This is a genomic window from Nonomuraea ceibae (assembly GCF_019396325.1).
Taxonomy (GTDB): domain Bacteria; phylum Actinomycetota; class Actinomycetes; order Streptosporangiales; family Streptosporangiaceae; genus Nonomuraea; species Nonomuraea ceibae.
The window spans coordinates 1-23,923 of the sequence record NZ_JAHKRO010000027.1; the positions used below are offsets into that span (position 1 = coordinate 1).

The following is a 23,923-nucleotide window of genomic DNA, read 5'->3' on the forward strand; positions in this document are numbered from 1 at the left end:
CCGCTTCCGGTTGGTCGCGGGGTGTGGCGGGGGCTGCCGGTTCCGGCCGGGGGGCGGGTGGGGGCGGGTTCTGGTCGCGTGCCGGTGGGGGTGTGTCCGCGCGGGGGTGTTCGGGCCGTTCCGGTCCTGGCTCGCCGCCGGTGGCGGTCTCGGGGGACGCGACGATCGTCGCCGGGACGGTGGCCGGGACCAGGGAGGCGCGCGGAAGCTCCCCCGGGCCCGCGGCATCGGCGCGGGCGGTGGTGGCCGCGCTCTGGCTGTACGGGGTCCGCTCGGCGGGAAGGCTCTGCGGGGCGCGCTCGGCCGGCAGGTTGCGGGCCCGCTCCCCCGGCGGGTCCTGCGCGGCCCGCTCGGCCGGGCGGTCCTGCGGGGCCCGCTCGGCCGGGCGGGTGTGCGGGGTGCGGTCGCCGGGATGGGGCTGCGGTGCGCGGTCACCGGGCGGCTGGTGCGGGGGGCGCGTCGGCGCGGCACGATCGGCGGGGGGCAGCGGCGTGTCGTGGCGCCGGACGACCTCGCCGGCGAGGGCGCCGTTCGGGAGCACCTGCGGTCCGGCGTCGTCCGGGGCTCTGGGGGCGGGCGGCGGGGCGGTGTCGGCGTGGGCGGCCCCGGCGAGCGAGGTCTCCCCGAGGGCGGGCCGGGCGGGTGGCGGTGAATCGCCGGCCGGGTGCGCGGGGCCGCCGATCTCGCCGATGGCCGCCATCGGCAGGTAGCTCACCCGGGCCGACGCCGGGACGTCGAGCCCGCCCGCCACGCCGGAGATGAACGCGTAGCCGAGGTGCGAGGCGTCCAGCTGCCCGCTGGCCGCCAGTGCGGGGACGGCCCCGGCGGTGCCCGCCGCCCCGCCCAGCAGCGCCTGGCCGTACATGCTCTGCCCGATCGCCACGATCTTGTCGCGGACGGCCAGCTCCGCCCGGGACGCGACGTACACCATCTGCTTGCTCAGCAGGCGGGAGAGGGCGGCGTTCGCGCCGCCGAACAGCACGCCGGTGAGGGCGCCGCTGCCGGTCGACATCGCCAGCGAGGCGAGGTCGAAGTCCCCCGCCTCGCGGTCGCCCCAGAGCTGCTGGGCCACCTGTACGCCGAGGTCCAGGCCGCCCATGATCCCGGCGAACTTCAGCGTGTTCATCAGCATGAGCCGCTTGATCGTCTGGATGCTCACCTGGGTCATCAGCGTGTGGTGCCTGATCAGCGCGAGGACGGCCGGGCCGTTGACGTAGATCCACACCAGCAGCCTGACGATCATCACGCCGAGCAGCGCCAGCGCCGCGTAGATCATCCACTCGGCGTGCTGCATCCGCACGCCGTGCGTGCGCAGGGCCTCCGCCTCGTCGCGCAGCGCCCGCTCCAGCACGTCGAGCACCGCTTCGCCGGAGACGGAGCCTGCCTCGCCGCCGAGGGACTCGAAGGCCTTCTCGAACGCCTCCTTGGCGACGCCCTCCCATTCCCCGCTGCGTAACAGCCGGGTGACCGCGCCGGCGTCCTCGGCCTTGATCCCGGCCAGCAGGTCCGCCAGCCGCTCCAGCGCCTGCGCCTCGGCGAGGAGCCCGCCGACGTCGGCCCCGGGGAACGCGCCGCCGGTCAACGGCATGGCCAGCGGCTTGACCACGTCGGGCACCAGGCTGAGGTCCAGCCCCATCAGCGCGCGTCCCCCCGCGGCTGCGCCGGGCCGGCACCGGGGAGGAACGCGTCGAGGTCCGTGCCGTCGCCGAACAGGTCCTCGAACGGGAGGTCCGGCACGAACGGCGCCATCAGCTCCTTCATCTCGTCGGACACCTGCGTGGTCGCCCGCCCGATCTGCTCGACGAGCACGGCGGACAGTTCCGAGGGCGACAGCCTGCGGTAGACGCGGGGGTCGAACTCGATGGACCGGACCTCGCCGCGCGGGCCGACGGTCACGGTGACCAGTCCGTCCCTCGACGTGGCCGTGGCCGACAGCTCCCGGGCCCGCTCGCGCATCCTGCCGAGCTGTTCGGTTTGCTGGTTGACCTCCTGGACGAGTTGCTCCAGCAGCCGCCACGGCTCGTCTGTCGGCATGTGTATCCCTCATGTCCCGTCTGCAACACCAGTCCCACAATTACCATCGTTTCCCCGGTTTTGTGGGATTTGTCGAGTACGGGCGCGGACCGGGCCGATCCGGTGGCAGCGACGGCATGACATCCCTCATCATGACGGTGAGCAACGGTACGCATGCGTATCGTCACCGACCTGAAGGGTGGACGCCGTGGGGGTTGAGCCGATCGTCGAGACGGGCACGCAGACGCTTCCCGGCCCCCGTCTCGATCACGAGGAGTGGCGCTTCGCCGCCGTGCTGCGTGATGAGGGCGGGGTCGAGCACCGGCTGACGGCCGGCTTCCAGGTCCGGCGCGCCACCCGCCCCGGCGGCGGCCCGCTGGTCGCCCACGGGTGCGAGTGGGCGACGTGCGAGCCCGGGCAGCCCGCGTACCGGGCCTTCACCTGGTGCGACGACGGCGGGGTCGAGCTGACGCGACAGGAGGCGGCCGACGGGTGGGACCCGCGCATCGGCGAGGCGGTGCGCGAGGCGTGCGCGGGCGGGCGGCCGATCCTTCCCGCCCGGCTGCTGCCCGGCCCGGCCCGCGTGGCGGACGATCGCACCGGCCTCGACTTCGGGGGCGTCGCCGAGCTGCGGGCGGCCGGGGACGACGGCTGCCGCGTCGTGCTGCGCGGCGACGGCGACGAGTGGGAGCTGACCGCGCGCCCGCTCAAGCCGGCCGTGGCGGCGTCCGGCGCGGAGCTCGTCACCCGCCTCGCGGTCGAGGCGACCTGGCGGCGGCCGGAGCACCCACCCGTCCCGCTGACCGGGATCGCCCTGTACCGGCACGGGCCCGCCCCGGCGCGGGACGGCCACGCGCGGATCGCCGTGCACCTGGACAACGGGTGGGACGTGGTGGCCGCCGACGACGGGCTGCTGCTCGTGGCGCCCGACGGCACCCGCGTCGGCAGCCCCGTCACGCTGGTCCCCGGCGAGAGCTGGATCTCCACGACGACGCTGCACGCCTACCCGGTCGTCTGGCGGATCGAGGCACCCGGCGCCGGCCTGTCGCTGCGGGTGACCGCCTGCTTCCCGGAGCAGGAGCGCCAGGCGGCGTTCGGGCTGGGCGCCCTGTTCGACGCCGCCGTCACGGCCGACGGCGAGCTGGGCGGCGAGCCGGTGCGCGGCGCCGGCTGGCTGGAGATCCAGCCCGACCACCGCATCACCGACTTCGAAGGGCACGTCGAACGGCTGCGCGACATCACCCACGCCGAGGTCGTACGCCTGTATCCCGACGAGCCCGACCCGGACGCCATCGCCACGCTGGCCGGCCTCTCCCCCGCCGGCTCCTGGCCGGTCGAGGCCGTCGCCGGGCCGCTGCACCGCGCGCTGGTCGCGCCCGTCCGCCACCTGGCCGACGCGATGGGCAAGGGCTGGCGCAGCTACGCCGCGCTCGCCGCGATGGAGATGCAGGGCGTCGACAGCCGCCACTACCGGGCGCTGGCGGCGCTCGTCGAGCTGATGCACACCGCCAGCCTCATGGTGGACGACGTCGAGGACAACGCGCCGACGCGGCGCGGCCGGCCCGCCGTCCACACGGTGTTCGGGCAGGCCACCGCCATCAACACCGGCACCCACACCTATCTGGTCTTCGACCAGGTAGCACGCCATCTGCTGCCCGGCGACCCGGACCGGCGGCTGCGGCTCTACCAGGCGTACCTCGACGGCATGCGGCGCAACCACGCCGGTCAGGCACTCGACATCGCCGGGCACCACGACGTGATGGAGCTCGCCGTGGCCACCGGTGACGCCGCCGCCGTGCTGGAGCGGGTGCGGACCACGCACCGGCTCAAGACGGGCGGGATGGTGCGCGGCGTGGGCGAGTTCGGCGCGATCCTCGGCGGCGCCCGGGGCGAGCTGCTGGACGCCGTCAGCGCGTACTTCGAGGCCGTGGGGCTGGCGTACCAGATCACCGACGACGTGGCCGACCTGCGGGCGGTGCTGGTCGCGGACGGCCGTCCTGGCGCACGCGTCGCCAAGCTCCCCGGCGAGGACATCCGCGAGGGCAAGGTCACCTACCCGCTCGCCCACGCGGTCGCGAGGCTGCCGCGCGACCGGCTGCGGGAGGTGTGGGAGATCGTCCGGGCGGGCGGCGCCGACCCGGTCGCGGCGGCCGAGGTCGCCCGCGCCGTGGACCGCTGCGGCGCCACCGGGGCGAGCCTGGCCGACGCGCGCACGGCCGTCGACCAGGCGTGGCGTCCGCTGCAGGCCCTGCTGCCGGTCAACCACCACACGGTCATGATCCGGGCTCTCGGCCTGTACGCGGCCAGCCGTCACCTGGACGAGTGACGCGCGAACGGCAGCCACCAGTTGCGGTCGCCGAACAGCCGCATGAGCGCCGGTACGAGGACCAGCCGGATGACGGTCGCGTCGATCACGATCGCGACCGCGACCGTGAGCCCGAGCTGCACCAGATGGCGGCTGTCGGCTGTGAGCAGCGCCGCGAACGTGGCGACCATGCAGGCGGCGGCCACGGTGATCGGCCTGGCGGTGTGCGTCAGGCCGTCGGCCACGGCGGCGGTGTTGTCGCCGTGGGCCTGGTAGTGCTCGGCGACGCGATGGATGAGGAAGATCTCGTAGTCGATCGACAGGCCGAACACCAGCGTGAACGCCAGCAGCGGGACCAGCGTGTCGACCTCGCCGCCGACCAGGCCGGGAAAGTGGCGGGTGGCCAGGGTCAGCAGGCCGAACGCGGCGAGGACGGCCAGCAGGTTCATCACGACGGCCTTGACCGGCAGCACGACGCTGCGGAACGTCACCAGCAGGAACACCAGCGAGCAGCCCAGCACCAGCGGGATCACGGTGCCGAGCTGGGCGGCGGTCTCGTCCATGAGATCGGCGAAGATCACCGTGGGCCCGGTCACGTACACCCGCTGGCCGGGCGGCAGCGTCGCGGGCGCGAGCCGCCCGGTGATCTGCCGGGCCAGCTCGGTGGTGGCCGGGTCGTCGAGGCTGGTCCGGGTGAAGACGGTCACCACGGTGAGGTCGCGGCCGTTGTCGACCGAGGTGGCCAGCGACACCCTGGCGTCGTCCTTGAGCGCGGCGACCAGTGCGAAGGTGTCGACCGGCGGCGTGCCGGCGGGGTGCGGCAGCACGACGGCCAGGCCCGAGGCGATGCCGTCGGCCTCCATGTGCGCCAGGCCGCGCGCGAAGTCGGTGCCCGCGAGCGCCGGCCGGTCCAGGTCGAAGCCGAGACGCACCCCGGTCAGCGGGGCGGCGGCCAGCAGCAGCGCCCCGGAGCAGGCCAGCGTGTAGGCGACGGGACGGCGCATGAGGTGCCGGGCCCATCGCGCCCAGCCGTCACCGCCCGCCGGAGCGGCGGCGCGGCGGCGGAGCAGCCACCTGTCGGCGGCCACGAGCAGGGCCGGTAGCAGCGTGACGGCGACTGCGGCCGCCACCACGGCCGTCACGCTGACCGCCACCGCCATGGTGCGGATCATGGGCGTGCGGACGACCAGCAGCGCCGCCGACGTGAGCGCCACCCCTAGCGCGCACCAGGCCGCCGTGCGCCCGGCGGTGGCCACCGCGGCCCCGGCCGCGTCATGCCGGTCGTGCCCGGCGGCCCGCGACCGGCGGTAGCGCAGCAGGATCAGCAGCGCGTAGTCGAGGCCGAGCCCCAGCCCGACGGTGGCCGCCACGGCGAGCATGAACGTGTTGACCGTCACGCCCAGCAGGCTCGCCGCGCCCAGCAGGCCGAGGCACGTCACGGTCACCGCCCCGGCCACCGCCAGCACCGCCACGGCCGCCCCGACCGCGCCCAGCCCGGCCGCCAGCGCCAGCAGCGACAGCGGCACGGCCAGCAGCTCGGCCCGCCGGAGGTCGGCCAGGTCGGCCTGCTTGACCACGGTCAGCAGCGCGCCCTCGGCCACCACGTGCACCTCGACGCGCCCTCCGGAGGCCCGCCCGGCCGCGTCACCGGCCGCGCGCAGCAGCGACGGCAGCGCCTCCTGCCTGGCCCGCTGGTCGCCGTTGACGCCGAGGAGCGCGTACACGCGCCGCCGGTCCTGCCCCGGCACGGCGGGCAGCAGCCGGACCCCGCCCACCAGGGGCCGGGCGGCCACGGCGCGCGTAGCGTCGTGGAGGGCCCGCTGGTAGGGGCCGTCGGCGTCGGTGAGCGTCGCGGAGGCGAACACCATCAGCATCTGCTCGCCGCCGAGCTGCGGAAAGCCCTGCTGCAACAGCCGCGCGGCGTCGGCCGAGCCCGACCCCTCGACCCGGACGGCGGGCGCGGCCGAGCGTTCGACGAGGCCGGGGACCAGCACCGCCGACCCGGCCACGAGCGCCAGCCACGCGGCGAGGATCACCCGGCGGCGGCGCGCCGCCAGCACGCCCAGCCGCCACCAGAGCGAGCGACGCTCCCGGCGCTCGGCGGCCGACTCGCCGGCCGACGCGTGTGAGGACACCACCACGATGCCGCCTCCTGGTAAGCGGAGCCAAAAGCGTGTTACAGAGAGTAGTCAATCAGCTCCAGATAGTTATTGGGAGGATGCGTGTCCCAGTCACGTCCCGGCCGCGTTCGCGGTCTCGCCGTCGCGGTCGTCGTCGCCGGTCTCGCAGTGCCGTTCCTGGCCTCCACCGGCTCCGCCGAGACCGTCGCCCGGCAGGTCGCCCGGCAGGTCGCCCGGCAGGTGGCCCGCCCGGCGGCGCAACCGGCGGCGGCAGCCGCGGCCGTGCTGAAGTGCGACGTGCGCACCGCGCCCAAGCACCCCATCGCCTTCACCCCCGCGCTGCGCGACGCGGCGGCGCGGCACACCGAGGGGCAGGGCGTCCTCCTCCTGGAGAACTGCACCTCGCCTTCGGGCACGATCACCGACATCAAGTCGGGGCGGCTGGAGGTGAGCGGCAGCGCCACCGCGAGCTGCCGCGGCGTCGCCGACCTGACCGCGACCGGCACCGCCACCTGGCGCAACGGCCAGGGCACGAGCGTGGGCACCTCCACGCTCACCGCCTCGCACCCGGGCAGCGCCACCCTGGCCGACAACCTGCTGAGCGGCACCGTCGCCTCCGGCCGGCTCAAGGGCCGCACCTTCAGCGGCAGCGGCACCATGACCTCCGACCTGAACCAGTGCACGACCGCCGCCGGATTCACCCAGCTCACCGGCACGGGCCAGATCTCCTTCACCTGACCCCGGCGACCGGCCTGCTCGTCCGCCGCCCCGCCCGGGTCAGGCTTCCCGGGCGCGGAGGTAGGCGTCCAGCGCGGCGGCGGCGCTAAGCATGGCCCGGCCCCGCGCTGACAGGCGGGCCTGCCACTCGCGCAGCGTCGACTCCAGCGGGGCGACGCCTCCGGCGGCGCGGACCTGCGCGATCAGCGGGGCGATCTGTTCCAGCAGGTAGCCGCCCCGCCTGAGCTGGTGGGCCAGCCGCACGTCCCGTACGTCGGCCGCGCCGTAGACCCGGTAGCCCGTCAGCGGGTCGCGGCGCGGCCGGACGATCCCGGCCTTCTCCCACTTGCGCAGCGTGGCGGGCCGCAGGCCGAGCTTCCTGGCCAGCGGGCCGATGAACGTGTCGCCGCGCTCCTGCGGCACGGGCGCCAGATCCCGCAGCGCCGCCTCGACGGCCTGGAGCGTGCGGCGGTCGTCGAGAAGCAGCCCGTGGCTCTCGTCCACGAGCAGCAGCGCGTCCTCGACGGCCCCCCGGTTGACCGCCTGCATGATCGACGTGGCCGTCTGGTGGCCGTGCCCCGGCACGAGGGCGAGGAACGCGCGCAGCGCCTCGGCGTGCAGCGGCGTGTATGCGCGGTAGCCGTGGGCGGTGCGCCCGGCGGCGGGCAGGATGCCGGCGTCCTCGTAGTTTCTGATCGCCTGCGTGGACAGGCCGTGCTCGCGCGCCAGGTCCACCGGCCTCATGGATGCATCACCGTTTGAAGGTCCATCCCGCACAGGTCCCGGAATTTCGCGCGAAAGTTTACACCGGCTGTTCAACGATACCGTCGAAGGCATGGATTTCAAGGACATGGCCCGGCCGCTCGACGGCGCGGGCGTCTCGGCGTTCCTCCGTTCGCTGCCCGCCCGGCCCCTGCTGCTGGGGCTGGGCGAGGCCAGGCATTTCGTGAACGAGCTGGGCGAGGCGCGCAACGAGATCTTCCGGCATCTGGTGGAGCACGAGGGCTACCGGGCGTTCGCCCTGGAGAGCGACTGCCTCATGGGCCTGCTCGTCGACGACTACGTCACCACGGGCGCGGGCACGCTCGACGACGTCATGGAGCGCGGCTTCAGCCACCGGTTCGGCACGGTCCCGGCCAATCGCGAGCTCGTCCGCTGGATGCGCGCCTACAACGAGGAGCACGACGAGAAGGTGCGGTTCTTCGGCTTCGACGGCCCCCTGGAGTACTGGGCGGCGAGCCCCCGGCAGGCCCTCACCGGCCTGCACGCCCTCCTGGACGGCCCGCTCCCCTGCACCGCGGAGACCCTCGACGCGCTGCTGGGCGCGGACGAGCGGTGGTCGGACGAGGCCGCGGCCATGGACCCGTCCCGGTCGATCGGCCAGTCCGCCGAGGCCCACCGGCTACGGGTGATCGCCGACGACCTGGTGGCGCTGCTCGCCACCCAGGCGCCGGCGCTGAGCGCCGCCGACCGGGAGCTGGCGGCCCTGTACGGGCGCACCGCCGTCGGCCTGCTCCGCTACCACCACTGGATGGCCGACACGGCGCCGACCCGGTGGGCCCGGCTGTCGGCCCTGCGGGACGCGATGATGGCCGACAACCTGCGCGCCATCGCCGCCCGGGGCCCGGTCCTCGTCTACGCCAGCAACCTGCACCTGCAACGGCACAAGAGCCTCATGTCCTTCGGCGACCACGAGCTGCAATGGTGGAGCGCGGGCGCGCTCGCCGCGACGGATCTGGGCGACCGCTACGCGTTCCTGGCCACGGCCTTCGGCGCGGTCGGCGACGACACCCCGTCCCCGGACACCGTGGAGGGGCTGCTGTCCACGCTCCCGTGGGAGCACGCCCTCGTCGACGCCCGCCGCTTCGCCGAGGCCGTCCCGGCCCCGGACAAGCGCGTCTCCCGCGATTTCGCCTATTTCTCCCTCGACCCGGCCCACCTCGGCCTGATCGACGGCATCGTCTTCCTCAAGAAGGCCGTGGACCTCCAGGTCCTCGACTGACCAGGCTCCCCCGGCCGGACGCCGGTCAGCTCGCGGGGCCCCAGGTGAGGGAGAGGCCGGTGGCGGCCCGTTCGGTGCGGATCTCCATCATGCTGCCGAGGATGGTGGCGTGGTCGGCCACCACGGGCGTGCCGTCGAGCGTGAACGTGACGCGGGTGCTGACGAGCACCGGGCTGCCCTCCGGCTCGTGCAGGTGACGGGCGGCGGCGGGGTCGAGCACGCCGGGCCGCACCACCTCCGACGCCCGCGCGACCGTCACCCCGGCGTCGGCGAGCGCCGTGTAGAGGGAGACGGCGGTGAAGTCGCGGTCGCGGATCCCGTCGGCCACCGGCCGCCGCACCCACGACACCTGGTGCACGGCCGGGCGCCCGGCGAACTCGCGGACCCGCTCCAGCCGCAGTGCCGAGTCGCCGGGCCGCAGCCGCAGCTCGGCGGCGACGTGGGCGGGGGCCCGGCGCACCGCCCGCCCGGCCACCGAGGTGCGTACGTCGTGACCCTGTTTGCGCAGGTCGTCGGCCAGGCTGCGGAGCGAGTCGAGCTGGTATCCCAGGTGGGGCGGGGCGACGAACGTGCCCTTGCCGGGCTGCTGCACGATCAGCCGCTCGTCGCTCAGCTCACGCAACGCCTGGCGCAGCGTCATGAGGGTCACCCCGTAGGAGGCGCTCAGCTCCCGTTGCGGCGGCAGGGCCGTGCCGGGGGCGTAGTGTCCCGACCGGATCTTCGCGGCGAGGTCGGCGGCGATGGCGCGGTATCTCGCCTCGTGCCCGGCGTCGGAGGTCATCGGGGTCGGTCACACTCCTGGTCGAGGGCTTGCCGCAGGCTCGTGAGGAAGGCCCGCAGGTCGTCCGGCCCGGCCCCGTCGAGCACCCGCCGCATGACGGCGGCGCCGACCACCACGCCGTCGGCGTGCCGGCGGGCCTCGCGTGCTTGGTCCGGGGTGGAGATGCCAAAGCCTAGCAAGACCGGCCGGTCGCTGACGTGCCTGATCCGCGCGGTGAGCCCGGCCGCCGAGGCGGCGAGGGCGGCCCGTTCGCCGGTGGTGCCCATCAGCGACACGGCGTAGACGAAGCCGCGGCTGCGCTCGCAGATCCGCGCCAGCCGTGGCCGCGGGGTTGTCGGGGACGCCAGCAGGGCCAGCTCGATCCCGGCGTCGGCGGCCACGTCCGCCAGCTCGTCCGCCTCGTGCACCGGCAGGTCGGGCACGATCAGGCCGCTGACGCCGGCCCGACGCAGCGCGGCGCAGAACGCCTCGGGGCCGTCGTTGAGCACCAGGTTGTAGTAGGTGCTGGCGACCAGCGGCACGCCCAGGTCGCGCACCTCGGCCAGGTCGGCGAGGATGCGGCGCGTGCTCGCCCCGCGGGCCAGCGCCGCGTCGCTCGCCTGCTGGATGGTGGCGCCGTCCAGCGTGGGGTCGGAGAACGGCAGGCCCAGCTCGATCGCGTCCGCCCCGGCGTCGGCGAACGCCCGCAGGTAGCCGGTCCAGCCGGGCGCGATCCCGCCCGTGACGTACGGCATGAGCAGGCCGCGGCCGGTGGCGCGGCGGGCTCTCAGGTGGCGCTCGACCGCTCCGGCGGTCAGGGTCGGGTTCGTCACAGCAGCTCCTTCAGGGTGGAGACGTCCTTGTCGCCGCGGCCGGACAGCGTCATCAGCACCGTCGAGCCGGCGGCCAGCTCGCCGTCCGCCGCCGCGCGGATCACCCAGGCGAGGGCGTGCGCCGACTCGAGCGCCGGGAGAATGCCCTCCGTACGCGCCAGCCGCACCGCCGCCGCAACCGCCTCGTCGTCGGTCACCGTGACGTAGCGGGCCCGGCCCAGGTCGCGCAGGTGGGCGTGCTCGGGGCCGACGCCCGGGTAGTCGAGCCCGGCGGCGATGGAGTGCGGCTCTACGATCTGCCCGTCGCCGTCCTGGAGGAACAGCGAGCGGCAGCCGTGCAGGACGCCGAGCCGGCCGTGGCTCGCCCCGGCGCCGCCGTCCGCCTCGACCCCGACCAGCCGCGCCGAGGTGCCGGAGAAGCCGGCGAACGTGCCGGCCGCGTTCGAGCCGCCGCCGACGCACGCGACCACGTGATCCGGCACGCCGGCCGGCAGCTCGGCCGCGCACTGCGCGCGCGCCTCGTCGCCGATGACCCGCTGGAACTCCCTGACCATCCACGGGTACGGGTCCGGCCCGACGACCGAGCCGATGCAGTAGTGGGAGTCGCCGGTCGCGCCCACCCAGTGGCGCATGGCCTCGCTGGTCGCGTCCTTGAGGGTGCGGTTGCCCGAGGTCACCGGGACGACCTCGGCGCCCAGCATGCGCATGCGGAACACGTTGAGCGCCTGGCGTTCGATGTCGCGTTCGCCCATGAAGACCGTGGCCCGCAGGCCGAGCAGCGCGGCGGCGGTCGCGGTGGCCACGCCGTGCTGCCCGGCGCCGGTCTCGGCGATCAGCCTGCGCCGTCCCATCCGGGTGGCGAGCAGGGCCTGGCCCAGCACATTGTTGATCTTGTGTGACCCGGTGTGGGTGAGGTCCTCGCGCTTCAGGTACAGCTCCACCCCCAGCGCCTCCGACAGGCGGCGGGCCGGGGTGAGCGGCGTCGGCCGCCCGGCGTGCACGGCGAGCAGCCGCGCCAGCAGGCCCCGGAACCCGGGATCCGCCCACGCCTCCCGGAACGCCTCGTCCACCTCGCGGCACGCCTCCACCAGGGACTCGGGCGCGTAGCGCCCGCCGTACGCGCCGAACCGCCCCCGGGCGTCCGTCGTCGCGCCCTGCGGGACCGGCTCGCGCCAGGGCAGCAGATCACGCATGTCTAGCTCCGATCGTTCTATAACTCTTCAGTGAGTTCTAGAACAGTGTGACACCGATCGCCCTGGGACGCCACCACGGCCCCGTTAACCGGTTGCCGTCGTCGCGCCCGAGATGCTGGAGTGGCCCTCGATGAGCACGAACAGCGGCACGGCGCCGCCCGCTCCCCGCCTCGCCGGCATCCGGTCCCGCTGGCTCACCGCCGCGACCGCGGGGCTCCGCGACGATCCCGCGGTGGCCGGGGCCGCCCTGGTCGGGTCGCTCGGCGCGGGCCGGGCCGACGACTGGAGCGACGTCGACCTGCTCGTGGTCGTCGACGATCCGCTCCTCGACGACTACGCGCTGCCCGGCCGCCTCCCCACCGGCCCGGGGACCATGACGGCCGCCTTCGACGCCCGGCAGAACGGGCCGCGCGGCACCAGGGCGTTCAGCGCGTACCAGATCATCGACGGACTCCCGCTCTGCGTCGACTGGCACGTCCACCCGAGTTCGCGGGCCGGCTGGCCCGCCGACAGCACGGTCGTCCTCGACCGGCGCGGCTTCGACCGGCTCCCCGCCGCCTTCGCCGACCTGCTCGCCGCAGGCGAGCGAGAGACCCCCACGCCCAAGCGGCCGGTCGACCACCAGGTGGCGCGGCTGGTGATGATCCCGATCGCGGGCAAGCGGATCGCCCGCCGCTCACCCGGGACCGCTCAGCTGATCGAGTTCCTCGGCGGTTCGCCGGGGGCCTCGTGGCGGGACCACCTCGCCGCGCTGCGCCGGCTGCTGGACGGCTTCACGCCGCTCGACCGGCCCGGCGACCTCGCCGCCGGGCACGCCTACCTCGACCTCGTGGAGGACACGCTGGACTGACGCCGAGGCGTACGCGGTCACCTTTCGCTGGTTGGATACGTCACCTGTTGTGATGTGACTGAGACGAGAGGAACGCGACCGATGACCTCCCCTGACTTCCTGGCCGACCAGTTCCAGGGACACCGCCCCCATTTGAAGGCCGTCGCCTACCGCATGCTGGGCTCGCTGAGCGAGGCCGAGGACGCGGTGCAGGAGGCGTGGCTGCGGCTGGCGCGTTCGGACTCGGGTGACATCGACAACCTGGGCGGCTGGCTGACCACCGTGGTCGGCCGGGTGTGCCTGGACATGCTCCGCACCCGCAAGTCCCGGCGCGAGGAGTCCTTGGAGGAGCGCCTGCCCGACCCGGTGATCAGCAGCACGGACGCCACCGACCCGGAGCAGGAAGTGCTGCTCGCCGACTCGGTCGGCCTGGCGCTGCTGGTCGTGCTGGAGTCGCTGAGCCCCGCCGAACGGCTGGCGTTCGTGCTGCACGACATGTTCGGCCTGCCGTTCGAGCAGATCGCGCCCATCGTCGACCGCACCCCCGTGGCGGCCAAGAAGCTCGCCAGCCGCGCCCGCCAGCGCGTCCGCGGCGCGGCCCCGAACCCCGACCCCGACCTGAACAGCCAGCGCCGGGTCGTCGACGCCTTCCTCACCGCCGCCCGCGGTGGCGACTTCGCCGCCCTGGTCTCCATCCTCGACCCCGACGTGGTCCTGCGCGCCGACGGCGGCGTGCTCACCGGCGGCATGAAGGTCATCCGCGGCGTCGCCGCCGTGGCCGGCCAGCTCGCCACCTTCCAGCGCATGGCCACCTCCAGCACCACCCACCCGGCGCTCGTCAACGGCCTGGCCGGCCTGGTCAACACCGTCGACGACCAGCTCATCTCCGTCATGAGCTTCACCATCTCCGAGGGCAAGCTCGCCACGATCGACATCCTGTCCGACCCCGACCGCCTCGCCCGCCTCGACCTCACCCGCCTGGAGCCATGACCCCTGGGGGCCGGGGCCGGCGTGGGTGAGGGTCAGGCGTGTCGTCCGCACTGCCGTACGGCCGGGTCACCGTCCGCGTCCGCTCAGCTTCGCGTGCTTGCTGCCCCAGCCGGCCAGGAGGGCTCCTGCGACGGCGGCGGCCACGTAGCAGGCGAGCCACACCCCGAACCCGCCGGGCAGCCGGCCGAGCAACCCGGCGTTGTCATGGTCGGCCAGCAGCCGGATGGCGCCCTGGGCCCCCAGGACCAGCAGCAACATGCCGATGATCAGCACGGTCACGTACTTCATGCGCTTCGTCTCCTTTTGTGGTTCGTTCGAACCATAACACGTGCGTGGTGCGATCGCACCACAAGCGCGGCGCGCGGTAGGCTGGGTCCATGCTTTGACGCCGGCCCAGCGACCGGGCCCCTCCGTGATCTCCTTCGTTCGTCGCCATGTGACCCGAATCCACGAAGGAGATCCCTTTCATGACCACGTCGGCCTCCATCGAGGTCCCCGACCAGTTCGCCGCCTCCTACGGAGCGAACAACGCCGACGCCCGCGCCTGGCTCGCCGGACTGCCACGCCTGGGCGGCGAGTTCCTGGACCGCTGGCGGCTGCGGCCCGACGGCCCCGCCGCGTACGGCATGGCCTCGCTGGTCTTCCCCGTACGCCAGCCCGACGGGACGCCCGCCGTCCTCAAGCTCCAGCAGCTCCGGGAGGAGACCGCCGGCGCCGCCGCCGGACTGCGGGCCTGGAACGGCAACGGCATCGTGCGCCTGCTCGACCATGACGAGCAGAGCGGCACCCAACTGCTGGAACGCCTGGACGCGACCCGTACGCTCTCATCGGTGGCCGACGACGACGCCGCCATGCGGATCCTTGCCGACCTGATGGCCCGCCTGACCTCGGTCCCCGCCCCCAGAGACCTGCGCCGGCTGTCCGGCATCGCCGCGGCCATGCTCGACCAGGCGCCGCAGGCCGTCCCCGCACTGCGCGACCCCGACGAGCAGCGGCTGGTACGCACCTGCGCGTCCGCCGTGGCCGAACTGATCGGCGAGCCCGGCGACCGCCTCCTGCACTGGGACCTGCACTACGACAACATCCTGGCCGGCGAACGGGAGCCGTGGCTGGCCATCGACCCCGAACCGCTGGCCGGCGACCCGGGGTTCGAGCTGCTGCCCGCCCTGGACAACCGGTGGGAGCAGGTGGAGGCGACCGGCGACGTGCCTCGCGCGGTGCTGCGCCGCTTCGACCTGCTGACCGAGACGCTCGGCCTCGACCGGAGCCGCGCAGTCGGCTGGACCCTCGGCCGCGTGCTGCAGAACGCCCTGTGGGACATCGAGGACGGCAAGCCCACCCTCGAACCCGCCCAGGTCGCCATCGCCACCACCCTGCTGCACCGACGCTGATCAGCACGATTGATCGCGCGGAACCAGGAGCAGCAAACTGCGATGCTCAATGAGGGTTGGCCGTAGGCCGAGGGGCCACGACAAGTCCGACCGTGTTCGGCGCGTGGCCGCCGAACACCTCGTGCACGTACCAGTCATCAGGGACACTTTCCGGTCGCAGGACGTGCGCCGAGAAGTCCCATCCGGCGCCGTCACGGGGACGCGGTTCAGGAGGGGCCTGGTGGTAGGACTCGACGATGGCACCCCGCTCCCGTAGCAGGGCCTTGACCTCGGCCACCGTGTGATTGGCCGGTTCCGCCCCTTCCAGAACCTCGCCACGCGCCACGGGATCACCAGTGATCTCGTACCTCTCCCCAGGGCGGGCGGGGCGGCCGAAAACGAGCTCGAACGGACTGCGCAGGTCGGCGGGAATGCTCACGCCGGCCTGGCACCACCTCCGGCTGCAGTCAGCGCCTTCGATGAGTTTGATGCGGTTGTCGTCGGGTTCGCCGTCGATGGTGAACCCGTCGGGATGGAAGGTCACTCTCCGCTGGGGAGCGGACACCGAAACGAGCGTGCCGACCAGGCTCGGCGAGGCGGGCTTCATGGTCAGGGTGACGTTCAGGCCGTGCGCGGCGAAGTCCTCGCGAAAGCGCCGAGGGTCGGCGTCGGGGTCCACGATCCGCACGTTGATGTAGTCGCCGTTCTCGGCGAACGCCAGCGCCTTGGCCGGTCCCACGACGAACGGCCCCACCTCCTGCGGCTGCAGGAGGACCGGCAGAGCGGTCGCCAAACCCACCAGAACGGCCGCCACGGGAGCGAGGGCGAGCCACCGGCGCCGGATCCAGCGACGTCGTGGCGTGGCAGCGGCCGAGGCGGAGTCCCCGAGAATGGCGTCCAGAGTTGCGGTGAGATCGCCCGGCCTGGCCTGCACGTGCTGGGCTGGGTCGTGGGCCCGGAGCAATCGGGTGAGCTGCTCGAGATCGGTGGTCACAGGCTGTTCCCCTCGAAAGACGGCTTCCGGTCGGCGATGGGTGGTGCGTCCTTGGAGAGCAGGTGGCTCAGTCGTTTACGGGCGCGGTGCAGCCGCATCGCTGCCGTCGGCCGTGAACAGCCCACCACCGCCGCCGCCTGGCGCAGGTCGAGCCCTTCCCATGACATCAACAGCAGCAGCTCCCGGTCGGCCTCACTCAAGCTGCGTAACGCGGTCAGCGCTTCCTGTCGTGCGGCAACACCGGCGGCATGGTCGTCTTCGACGTCGGAGAGCATCAGGGACCCGTCCCAGAGGAGACCGTCTCGCCGGTTGTCCCGTCGGATCGCGTTCGAGATGAGGTTCCGGGCGGTCGCGTACAGCCAGGGCAAGGGTTGGCCGGACGGGAAACGGTGGTACTTCTCCCAGGCCACCTTGAACGTCTCTGCTGCTATGTCCGCGGCCTCCACCGGACCCACCCGTCGCCAGGCATACCGCAGCACCGCCTCGTAGTGTTCATGGAACATATGGGTGAAGCCGGCCTCATCGCTCACGCTCCGTCTCCTCTGTGGCGTGCTGATGCACGATGCACCATCTACCCGGTAAATGTCGCGAGCCGGGTGAGTATCACCACGCGTGGCGCTGTTCTGCGCGCGGCATGACCAGCAGAGCGGATGCCGCGGCGCCGCCGGAGCTGCTCACCCACCCGCCGGTCTGCTGAGCCCGGGTGGTCAGGCCAGGTAGGTGGTCTGCGGGTGCAGGTGGGCGTCCAGGATGACGAGGTCGGCGCGGTGGCCGGGCTCCAGGGCGCCGCGTCCGGGGAGGTCGAGGACGTCGGCCGGGTTGGCGGTCGCCATGCGCAGCGCGGTGTGGACGGGGACGCGGGCCGCTCGCACCAGGTGGCGGACGCAGTCGGTGAGGAAGGCGGTCGATCCGGCGAGGCGGTCGGTGCCGGCCAGCCGGGCCGTGCCGCCGGAGACGTCGACGGTGCGGTCGGCGAAGGCGTAGCGGCCGTCGCCGAGGCCGGCGGCGGCCATGGCGTCCGTGACGAGGACGGCGCGGGTGCCGTCACCGGTGGCCAGGGCCAGGACGGGCGGCAGCACGTGCTGCCCGTCGGCGATCAGTTCGTAGGTCAGCCGCGGGTCGGTGAGGGCGGCGGCGACGGGGCCGGGGGTGCGGTGGCCGAGCGGGGGCATGGCGTTGAACAGGTGGGTGACGTGCCGGGCGCCGGCGTCGGCGGCGGCGCGTACCTGGTCGTAGGTGGCGTCCGTGTGCCCGATCGCGAACACGCAGTCGCCGGAGTAGGCGGCGATGAGGTCGAGCGCTCCGGGCAGTTCGGGCGCGATGGTCATGACGGTGGGGAGGCCGTCGGCGAGCTCCAGGAGGTCTTCGAGGAGGGTCCGGTCCGGCGGGCGCAGCGCCGACTCGGTCTGGGCGCCGCGACGGGCGGGGGCGAGGAACGGGCCCTCGAAGTGCACGCCCACGAGGTTGGGCACGCCGGGATCTCTGGCCGCCTCGCACACCGCCCGGGCGGCGGCCCGCATCAGGGGCTGGTCGACCGTCGCCACGGAGCCGAGCATGGCGGTGGTGCCCCGCCGCAGGTGGGCCTCGGCCGCCGTGCGCACGTCGGCGGGGTCGCCGGTGTAGACGGCCGCGCCGCCGCCGCCGTGACAGTGCAGGTCGACCAGGCCGGGAGCCAGGTACGCGCCGCCGACGTCCACGATCGGCGCACCGCCGGCCGGGTACGGCGAACCGTACCCGAGGGCGGTGATCCGGCCCGCGTCGGTGCGCAGCCAGCCGGGCTCGACCCGGTCGGCGAGCACCAGCTGGGCGTTCACGAAGAGCCGGGCGGTCACCCGCGCCTCCCGGTGAGCGCCTCGACGGCGGCCTCGGCGCAGACCCGGGAGGCGCCGAACGTGCGCACCCAGCCGCGGGCGGCGGAGAAGTCCAGCTGGGGGAAGCCCATGTCCAGGACGACGACGTCCGGGGTGGTGGCCAGGATGCGGTCGAGGATCGGGGCCTGCCACTCGAACCGGTGCGGGCTCCTGACCAGGATCACCACGTCGCCCGAGGCCCCGTACTGCTCGCGGAACTCCGAGATGGCCGCGTGCACGATCCCGGGGCCGTTGTACGTGCCGGCCGCCACGGTCACCTGTTCGACGGTGCGGCCGGGCGTGGCCAGCAGCGTCTCCACGTTCCCCGGCCCGCCGCCCGAGGCGGGTGAGGCGACCGGTTCGAGGCGGACGACCAGGGTGGCGTCCCCGCGCAGCAGCGGGTCCCCCGACACCCGCGCCGCCCGCCGCGCCAGCCGCAGCCCGAGCCCGCTGTCGGCCTCGTCGTCGAGCGGGCTGTCCGGGGCGCCGCGCCGGCCCATGCGCCGCAGCCGGTCGGCGGCCTGTTCGAGGCGTTCGGCGGGGAGGTCGCCGGTGCGCACGGCCTCGACGATGGCGTGGGCGGCGGTCCTGACGTCCTCGCCGTAGGCCCACGCGCCCAGGCACAGGGCGTCGGCCCCGGCGCGCAGGGCCAGGACGGCGGCTTCGCCCAGCGGCGCGACGTCGGCCACGCCGCGCATCTCCAGGGCGTCGGTGATCACGACGCCGTCGAAGCCCAGCTCGTCGCGGAGCAGGCCGGTGATCACCGGCGCGCTGATCGACGCCGGAAGCTCGTCCAGGGCGGACACCCGGGGGTGGGAGACCATGATCGAGTCGACGCCGGCCGCGATCGCCGAGCGGAACGGGTCGAGGTAGTGGTCGACGAGCTCGTCCCGGCTCAGGTCGAGGTCGGGGGTGCCGAGGTGGGCGTCGGTGCCGCTGAGGCCGTGGCCGGGGAAGTGCTTGGCGCAGGCGCTCACCCCGGCGGCCTGGAGCCCCTCGATCCAGGCGGCGGCGTGCGCGGCCACGTGCGCCCGGATGCCGCTGAAGCAGCGTACGCCGTTGGGGCTGAAGGGGTTGACGGCGGTGTCGACGGCGGGGGCGAGGTCCCAGGTCACCCCGGCGGCGCGCAGCGCGAGCCCGATCTGGTGGGCGCAGGCCCTGGTCGCGTCGAGGTCGTCGATCCGGCCGAGGGCGAGGTTGCCCGGCGTGGAGATCCCGCCGGCCGCCTCCAGCCGGGTGACGTCGCCGCCCTCCTCGTCGATCGCCAGGTGCAGGGAGGGGGAGAGCTCGCGCAGCCCGGCGGTGAGGCCGCGCAGCTGGTCCTGGTCGACGATGTCCTTGCCGAACAGGACGAACCCGCCGAGGCCGGCGGCCACCGGCCCGTCGATCCAGCGCGGGATGGCGGGGCGGCCGAGAGCGGGGAAGAGTACGGCGTGTGCGAGCCGTTCGAGGTGATCCATGAGACTCCTGTCGGATGTCAGCCCTTGACCGCGCCCGCCGCCAGCCCGCCGACGAGCCGGCGCTGGAGGAAGAGGAAGAAGACGAGGACGGGCAGGGAGAAGATGGCCGAGGCGGCGATCGTCTCGCCGTAGTCGACCTGGGGCGCGGTGCTGAACGACACGAGCCATACGGGCAGCGTGTAGTTCTCCTGCGACCGCATGAGCACGTACGCGAAGAGGTAGTCGTCCCAGGCGTTGATGAACGCGAAGACCGACGTGACGACGATCCCGGGGGCGAGCAGGGGAAGCACCACCCGGCGGAAGGCCTGCAGCCGGTCGCAGCCGTCGATCATCGCCGCCTCCTCCAGCTCGACGGGCACCCCGGCGACGAAGGCGCGCAGGTTCCACACGGTGAACGGCAGGACGAAGGACAGGTACGTGAGGACGAGCCCGGGGAGCATGTCGAGCGCCCCGATGTCACGCAGCATCAGGTAGAGCGGGATGACCATCGCCGAGCCGGGGATCATCTGGACGAGAACGAGCACGGCCAGCAGGGTCCGGCGCCCGCCGAAGGCGAACCGCACGGTGGCGAACGCCGCCGCCACGGCCACGGCCATCGACAGCACGACCGTGATCAGCGACACGACCAGCGAGTTGCGCAGGAAGGTCAGGAACTCGGGCGCGGCCAGGGTCCTGGTGAAGTTCTCCGTGCTGGGCGGCCACGGCACGAACTGCGGCGTCAGCGACAGGACCTGCCCCGGCGGCTTGAACGCGGTCGCGAACATCCAGTACACGGGGAAGATCATGACGACGGCGGCGAGGACGACCACCGCGTCGACGGCCAGCCGGCGGCGGGTGCGGAAGTCGCGCAGGGCGTTCATGCCACCTCGCCCCCCTTCGTGAGACGGCGGACGTACAGGACGGCGAAGACCGACAGGAGCGCGATCGTGATGACGGAGATCGCCGACCCGGCTCCGTAGTCGTTCGCGGTGAAGGCCTGGACGTAGGCGTAGACCGAGACGGTCGTCGTCTGGCCGGACGGCCCGCCCTGCGTCAGCACCCAGAACGGGGTGAAGGAGTTCACCGACCAGATCACCTCGAGGACGACGAGGACGGCGAGCACGGGCCGCATCAGCGGGAGCGTGATGCGGCGCAGCGTCTGCCAGGCCCCCGCGCCGTCGATGCCGGACGCCTCGTACAGGGCCGACGGGATCTGGAGCAGGGCCGCGTACATCGTGAGGATCACGAACGGCAACCCCTTCCAGACGATGAGCACGATGATCAGTACGAGCGCCGGGCCGGGCTCGGAGAACCAGTCGCGCGCGGTCAGGTCGCCGAACACGCCGAGCTGGGTCAGCATCCAGTTCGCCACGCCGTACTGCGGCTGGAACAGCCACTGCCAGATCAGCGCGGCCGAGACCATCGGCATGGCCCAGACCAGGACGAGGCAGACCACGAAGACGAGCCTGGCCCACGCCGAGGTGCGGGTCAGCGCCCTGGCCAGGGCGAAGCCCAGCGCCATCATGGCCGCGACGCAGGCGGCGGTGACGACGACGGTGCGCCCGAGCACCGCCCAGAAGGCCGGGTCGGCCAGCACGTCGGTGTAGTTGGCCACGCCCACGAAGGGCGCCTCGCCGGTGAACAGCGAGCGGGAGTCGAACTTCTGGAACGACAGGACGACGAGCCGGACGACCGGATAGCCGAGGGTCACGGCCAGCACGATCACCGCCGGCGCGACCAGCCCGTAGGGCAGCCGGGAGCGGCGATCGCGCGCCGGGGCGGGCTCGCGGGACTCACCCCGGTCCGGCCCGAGACTCACCGCCCCCTGAGTCTGGAGTGCCATGTCAGGAGGTCGTCCCCGTCGCGTTGAACGCCTTGGCGATGTGGGCGTCGTACTCGGCGGCCCGGGCGGCGATGTCCTTGCCTGCGGCGATGTCGGAGAAGAACTGCTCGTTGTAGCGTTCGCCGTCGAGCGTCGCCTGGCCCGGGGTCACCGGCAGCGCGTGGTTGCTCCTGACGGCCTCGGCGCCGGTCGTGAGCGCCTCGGTCACCCCGTCGGCGGGCATGAATGCGGGCGAGATCGGCATGAGGTTGAGCTTCTGCGCCATCAGCCCCTGGAACTCGCGGCCGGTGACCACCCGCAGCCAGTCCTTGGCGGCGTTCGGCCTGGTGGTCGCCGCCGAGACGCCGATCGTCGAACCGGCGACGATCGTCGGCAGCGGCTTGCCCTTCTCGTAGCCGGGCATCACGAAGTAGCCGAGCTTGTCCTTCAGCTTCGGGTTCTTCTCCAGCACCTTGTCCGGCTCCCAGGCCCGGACGTAGAGCATCGCCGTCTGCTCGTCGGCGAAGAGCTGGGTCTGGTCCGGGCTGTTGGTGTTGCTGCCGACGGACGAGGGCGTGGAGCAGGTGTTCTGGAAGTCCTTCCACTCCCGCAGCCCCTCCTGGGCCTGGGGCGTGCTCATCGCGCCCTTCCAGGTGTCGCCGTCGCGGGTGGCCACGTCGCCGCCCTTGCCGAAGACGAACGGCGCGCCGGCGAACCAGTACTGGCCCGGCATGTAGAAGCCGGAGAAGTTCTTGGTTGCGGAGTTCTTCTCGGCGAGGGTCTCGCAGGCGCTCTTGAGCTCCTCAATCGTGGCCGGCGGCTCGTCGATGCCCGCCTCGGCGAACAGGTCCTTGTTGTAGAGCACCACCTTGGTCCCGCCGTACAGCGGGGTGGCGTACAGCTTGCCCTGGTGGGTGGAGGGCTGGGCGAGACCGTCGAGCCAGGTGGCCGACTCCTCGAAGCCGGCCTTGTCCGCCGTCAGGTCGAGCAGCGCTCCCGAGTACGACTGCAGCGGGGTCTGTGTGTTGCCCATCTCGACGACGTCCGGCCCCTTCCCGGACGCCAGCGCGGTCGTGATCTTGGTGGCGATGCTGTCCCACTGCTGGATCTCGACCTTGACGTCGATGCCCGGCTGCTTCTTGGCGAACGCCGCCTTGGCCTGTTCGATGATCTCGGAGTCGCCGGGCCCGCCCGTCATCATCCAGACGGTCAGGGTGCCGGACTCCGGCCCGCTGTCACCGGAGCCGCCGCCCGCGCCACCGCACCCGGCGGTGAGTACGAGCAGGCCGGCCAGAGTCAGTGCGCCGTGGACGACGGCGGTCCTCCTGGTTCGCATCGGGGGTTCCTTCCATGGGGGATGTGAGGGGGTTCGTGGGGGTGGCTGGTTCGGGCGTCCGCAGGCGGGTCAGCCGGGATGGACGGGCGCCTCTTCGAGGGCCTTGACCGCGCGGGCCCGGTCCACCTCGATCTGGTTGATGTGCTCCTCCAGCACGCCGAGCGAGGCGTACAGGTCGCCGAGTGCGATGGCCAGCGCGCCGAGCAGGCCCGCCTGGCCGCCGAGCATGGTGCGGCGGACCCGGGTGCTGACGCCGACGAGGTCGAGCACCTCGCCCTGGACCTCGTCGAGCGCCGACTCGGCCAGGCCGTCGCCGAACCCGCCGGTCACGATGACCGTGCGCGGCTCGTAGGCCAGGGCCACGATCGACACCAGGTGGACGAGCGCGTCGCGGATGCGCTGCCGCAGGTCGCCGAAGCGCTCGGGCTCCTCCAGGATCTGCCTGGCGTGCGTCACGTCGTACCCGGCGGCGCGGGCGTGGGCGACGAGGCCGGCGCCGGAGACGAGGTCACGCAGCCGGGTCTTGGTGCCGGGGATGAGCAGCCGCCCGAACTCGCCGAGGAGCCCGTCCTTGCCGGACAGGACCTGGCCGTTCATCGCCGCCGCGGAACCGAGGCCGGTGCCCAGCGTGAGCAGCACCGCGGTCTCCTTCTCGGCCAGCGCGCCGTACTGGAGCTCGCCCACCAGGGCCAGCTTGGAGTCGTTGTCCAGCGTCGTCGGCACGGCGATGCGCTCGCGCAGGGCGTCGACGAAGACCGTGCCGTGGAGCTGCGGCAGGTTGTGCGAGCCGACGACCCGTGACCTGTCGCCCGACACCACACCCGGCAGTCCCACGGCGACCGCGCCGAGCGGGCCGTGCTGTCCCGATACCGCGCCGGCCAGCTCGTGGATGCGCTCGGCCATCCAGCCGGCCAGCCGCTCGCCGTCGAGCGCGAGCGGGGTGGGGTGCTTGGCCCGGACCAGCGTGTTGCCCAGCGCGTCGGCGACGGCGAAGCGGCAGTTGGTGCCGCCGAGGTCGATGCAGCCCACCAGGTGCACGGAGCCGTCGAACTGGACGAGAGTCGACGGCCTTCCTCTGCCGCTGGCCGGTTGCACGGCCGCGTCCCGGGCGAAACCGCGTGAACGCAGGTCGTCCACGATGCGGAACACGGTGGCACGACTGAGCCCGGTGCCCTCCACGATCTGTCCACGCTCCAGGGAACGCCCGGAGAGCAGCGTGGACAGGACCGCGCTGCGGTTGGTGGCACGAGGTTCGGTGGCAGAGTGCATTTATTTCTCTCAGCTTGAACAAAAATGTTGGCCGTGAGTGTAACCACAGGACCACGCGGTTGTCACCACCCCCGCTCTTGC

General features: G+C 73.3%; 21 protein-coding genes and 1 pseudogene. 6 read left to right on the forward strand and 16 right to left on the reverse strand.

Annotated elements, in window-relative coordinates; all coding sequences use genetic code 11:
- Together KME80_RS19110 and KME80_RS19115 are read right to left on the reverse strand one after the other, a co-directional pair.
- A pseudogene (locus KME80_RS19110) lies at positions 1-1,636 on the reverse strand (hypothetical protein); the annotation flags it as partial.
- Positions 1,636-2,034: a YbaB/EbfC family nucleoid-associated protein gene (locus tag KME80_RS19115; protein ID WP_219507059.1), complete on the reverse strand. Its 399-nt coding sequence runs from the start codon at positions 2,032-2,034 to the stop codon at positions 1,636-1,638. The gene KME80_RS19115 and the pseudogene KME80_RS19110, both read right to left, overlap by 1 nt.
- Before the next feature lie 187 nt (positions 2,035-2,221).
- On the opposite strand from KME80_RS19115, the gene KME80_RS52760 reads away from it, so the two are divergent.
- Positions 2,222-4,339, forward strand: a complete 2,118-nt coding sequence (locus KME80_RS52760) for a polyprenyl synthetase family protein (protein WP_219507061.1) — start codon at positions 2,222-2,224, stop codon at positions 4,337-4,339.
- On the opposite strand, the gene KME80_RS19125 is transcribed toward KME80_RS52760, so the two are convergent.
- The gene (locus KME80_RS19125) at positions 4,324-6,459 is read right to left on the reverse strand and encodes an MMPL family transporter (protein WP_219507063.1); all 2,136 of its coding nucleotides are present in this window, start codon (positions 6,457-6,459) and stop codon (positions 4,324-4,326) included. The two genes, KME80_RS52760 and KME80_RS19125, sit on opposite strands and share 16 nt — an antisense overlap.
- Before the next feature lie 81 nt (positions 6,460-6,540).
- Between KME80_RS19125 and KME80_RS19130 the strand changes: the two genes are divergently transcribed.
- Positions 6,541-7,176 (forward strand): hypothetical protein, encoded by a 636-nt coding sequence (locus tag KME80_RS19130; RefSeq protein ID WP_219507065.1) that lies wholly within the window; start codon positions 6,541-6,543, stop codon positions 7,174-7,176.
- 39 nt (positions 7,177-7,215) lie between these two features.
- Here the strand turns inward: KME80_RS19130 and KME80_RS19135 are convergent, their stop codons facing one another.
- On the reverse strand, positions 7,216-7,899 hold the full coding sequence (locus KME80_RS19135; RefSeq protein ID WP_219507066.1) for a TioE family transcriptional regulator: 684 nt from the start codon (positions 7,897-7,899) through the stop codon (positions 7,216-7,218).
- 91 nt (positions 7,900-7,990) lie between these two features.
- Between KME80_RS19135 and KME80_RS19140 the strand changes: the two genes are divergently transcribed.
- Positions 7,991-9,157, forward strand: a complete 1,167-nt coding sequence (locus KME80_RS19140) for an erythromycin esterase family protein (RefSeq protein ID WP_219507068.1) — start codon at positions 7,991-7,993, stop codon at positions 9,155-9,157.
- Positions 9,158-9,182: 25 nt separating this feature from the next.
- Here KME80_RS19140 and KME80_RS19145 read toward each other — a convergent pair whose 3' ends face one another.
- From KME80_RS19145 to trpB, 3 genes are read right to left on the reverse strand one after another with little or no spacing between them, the layout of a single operon-like run.
- The gene (locus KME80_RS19145) at positions 9,183-9,938 is read right to left on the reverse strand and encodes a GntR family transcriptional regulator (protein ID WP_219507070.1); all 756 of its coding nucleotides are present in this window, start codon (positions 9,936-9,938) and stop codon (positions 9,183-9,185) included.
- Complete coding sequence (gene trpA, locus KME80_RS19150) at positions 9,935-10,750, reverse strand: tryptophan synthase subunit alpha (protein ID WP_219507071.1); 816 nt, start codon at positions 10,748-10,750, stop codon at positions 9,935-9,937. The genes KME80_RS19145 and trpA overlap by 4 nt, the downstream gene beginning before the upstream one ends.
- A complete protein-coding gene (trpB, locus tag KME80_RS19155; RefSeq protein ID WP_219507072.1) occupies positions 10,747-11,943 on the reverse strand; it encodes a tryptophan synthase subunit beta in 1,197 nt (398 codons plus the stop codon). Before trpB ends, trpA begins: the two co-directional genes overlap by 4 nt.
- Positions 11,944-12,073: 130 nt before the next feature.
- On the opposite strand from trpB, the gene KME80_RS19160 reads away from it, so the two are divergent.
- Both KME80_RS19160 and sigJ read left to right on the forward strand, forming a co-directional pair.
- Positions 12,074-12,793, forward strand: coding sequence for a nucleotidyltransferase domain-containing protein (locus tag KME80_RS19160; protein ID WP_219507074.1), 720 nt, complete (start codon positions 12,074-12,076; stop codon positions 12,791-12,793).
- An 81-nt stretch (positions 12,794-12,874) separates the two neighbouring features.
- A complete protein-coding gene (gene sigJ / locus KME80_RS19165) occupies positions 12,875-13,762 on the forward strand; it encodes an RNA polymerase sigma factor SigJ (RefSeq protein WP_219507075.1) in 888 nt (295 codons plus the stop codon).
- Positions 13,763-13,828: 66 nt separating this feature from the next.
- Here the strand turns inward: sigJ and KME80_RS19170 are convergent, their stop codons facing one another.
- Positions 13,829-14,050, reverse strand: coding sequence for a hypothetical protein (locus KME80_RS19170; protein ID WP_219507076.1), 222 nt, complete (start codon positions 14,048-14,050; stop codon positions 13,829-13,831).
- 179 nt (positions 14,051-14,229) lie between these two features.
- Here KME80_RS19170 and KME80_RS19175 point away from each other — a divergent pair, with 179 nt between their 5' ends.
- Positions 14,230-15,153: an aminoglycoside phosphotransferase family protein gene (locus KME80_RS19175; RefSeq protein WP_219507078.1), complete on the forward strand. Its 924-nt coding sequence runs from the start codon at positions 14,230-14,232 to the stop codon at positions 15,151-15,153.
- 46 nt (positions 15,154-15,199) lie between these two features.
- Here the strand turns inward: KME80_RS19175 and KME80_RS19180 are convergent, their stop codons facing one another.
- The 8 genes from KME80_RS19180 to KME80_RS19215 all read right to left on the reverse strand — a co-directional run bounded on the left by KME80_RS19180 (position 15,200) and on the right by KME80_RS19215 (position 23,842).
- Entirely contained in the window at positions 15,200-16,126 is a 927-nt protein-coding gene (locus tag KME80_RS19180; RefSeq protein WP_219507080.1) for a hypothetical protein, read from the reverse strand.
- Positions 16,123-16,656, reverse strand: coding sequence for an RNA polymerase sigma factor (locus KME80_RS19185; protein WP_308125832.1), 534 nt, complete (start codon positions 16,654-16,656; stop codon positions 16,123-16,125). Before KME80_RS19185 ends, KME80_RS19180 begins: the two co-directional genes overlap by 4 nt.
- 177 nt (positions 16,657-16,833) lie before the next feature.
- Positions 16,834-17,958, reverse strand: a complete 1,125-nt coding sequence (gene nagA / locus KME80_RS19190; RefSeq protein ID WP_219507081.1) for an N-acetylglucosamine-6-phosphate deacetylase — start codon at positions 17,956-17,958, stop codon at positions 16,834-16,836.
- Positions 17,955-19,436, reverse strand: a complete 1,482-nt coding sequence (locus KME80_RS19195) for a glycoside hydrolase family 3 protein (protein WP_219507083.1) — start codon at positions 19,434-19,436, stop codon at positions 17,955-17,957. Before KME80_RS19195 ends, nagA begins: the two co-directional genes overlap by 4 nt.
- Before the next feature lie 17 nt (positions 19,437-19,453).
- A complete protein-coding gene (locus tag KME80_RS19200) occupies positions 19,454-20,296 on the reverse strand; it encodes a carbohydrate ABC transporter permease (RefSeq protein WP_219507085.1) in 843 nt (280 codons plus the stop codon).
- On the reverse strand, positions 20,293-21,258 hold the full coding sequence (locus KME80_RS19205) for a carbohydrate ABC transporter permease (protein ID WP_219507086.1): 966 nt from the start codon (positions 21,256-21,258) through the stop codon (positions 20,293-20,295). Before KME80_RS19205 ends, KME80_RS19200 begins: the two co-directional genes overlap by 4 nt.
- A gap of 1 nt (position 21,259) precedes the next feature.
- Complete coding sequence (locus KME80_RS19210; RefSeq protein ID WP_219507088.1) at positions 21,260-22,573, reverse strand: extracellular solute-binding protein; 1,314 nt, start codon at positions 22,571-22,573, stop codon at positions 21,260-21,262.
- A gap of 69 nt (positions 22,574-22,642) precedes the next feature.
- Positions 22,643-23,842, reverse strand: coding sequence for an ROK family transcriptional regulator (locus KME80_RS19215; protein WP_219507090.1), 1,200 nt, complete (start codon positions 23,840-23,842; stop codon positions 22,643-22,645).
- Positions 23,843-23,923: the final 81 nt, after the last annotated feature.

Coding starts and splice junctions, on each gene's coding strand:
- KME80_RS19115 (WP_219507059.1), bottom strand. CDS start 2,034: ATGCCGACAGACGAGCCGTGGCGGCTGCTGGAGCAACTCGTCCAGGAG.
- KME80_RS19135 (WP_219507066.1), bottom strand. CDS start 7,899: ATGAGGCCGGTGGACCTGGCGCGCGAGCACGGCCTGTCCACGCAGGCG.
- KME80_RS19140 (WP_219507068.1), top strand. CDS start 7,991: ATGGATTTCAAGGACATGGCCCGGCCGCTCGACGGCGCGGGCGTCTCG.
- KME80_RS19145 (WP_219507070.1), bottom strand. CDS start 9,938: ATGACCTCCGACGCCGGGCACGAGGCGAGATACCGCGCCATCGCCGCC.
- trpB (WP_219507072.1), bottom strand. CDS start 11,943: ATGCGTGATCTGCTGCCCTGGCGCGAGCCGGTCCCGCAGGGCGCGACG.
- KME80_RS19160 (WP_219507074.1), top strand. CDS start 12,074: ATGAGCACGAACAGCGGCACGGCGCCGCCCGCTCCCCGCCTCGCCGGC.
- sigJ (WP_219507075.1), top strand. CDS start 12,875: ATGACCTCCCCTGACTTCCTGGCCGACCAGTTCCAGGGACACCGCCCC.
- KME80_RS19170 (WP_219507076.1), bottom strand. CDS start 14,050: ATGAAGTACGTGACCGTGCTGATCATCGGCATGTTGCTGCTGGTCCTG.
- KME80_RS19175 (WP_219507078.1), top strand. CDS start 14,230: ATGACCACGTCGGCCTCCATCGAGGTCCCCGACCAGTTCGCCGCCTCC.
- KME80_RS19195 (WP_219507083.1), bottom strand. CDS start 19,436: ATGGATCACCTCGAACGGCTCGCACACGCCGTACTCTTCCCCGCTCTC.
- KME80_RS19200 (WP_219507085.1), bottom strand. CDS start 20,296: ATGAACGCCCTGCGCGACTTCCGCACCCGCCGCCGGCTGGCCGTCGAC.
- KME80_RS19205 (WP_219507086.1), bottom strand. CDS start 21,258: ATGGCACTCCAGACTCAGGGGGCGGTGAGTCTCGGGCCGGACCGGGGT.
- KME80_RS19210 (WP_219507088.1), bottom strand. CDS start 22,573: ATGCGAACCAGGAGGACCGCCGTCGTCCACGGCGCACTGACTCTGGCC.
- KME80_RS19215 (WP_219507090.1), bottom strand. CDS start 23,842: ATGCACTCTGCCACCGAACCTCGTGCCACCAACCGCAGCGCGGTCCTG.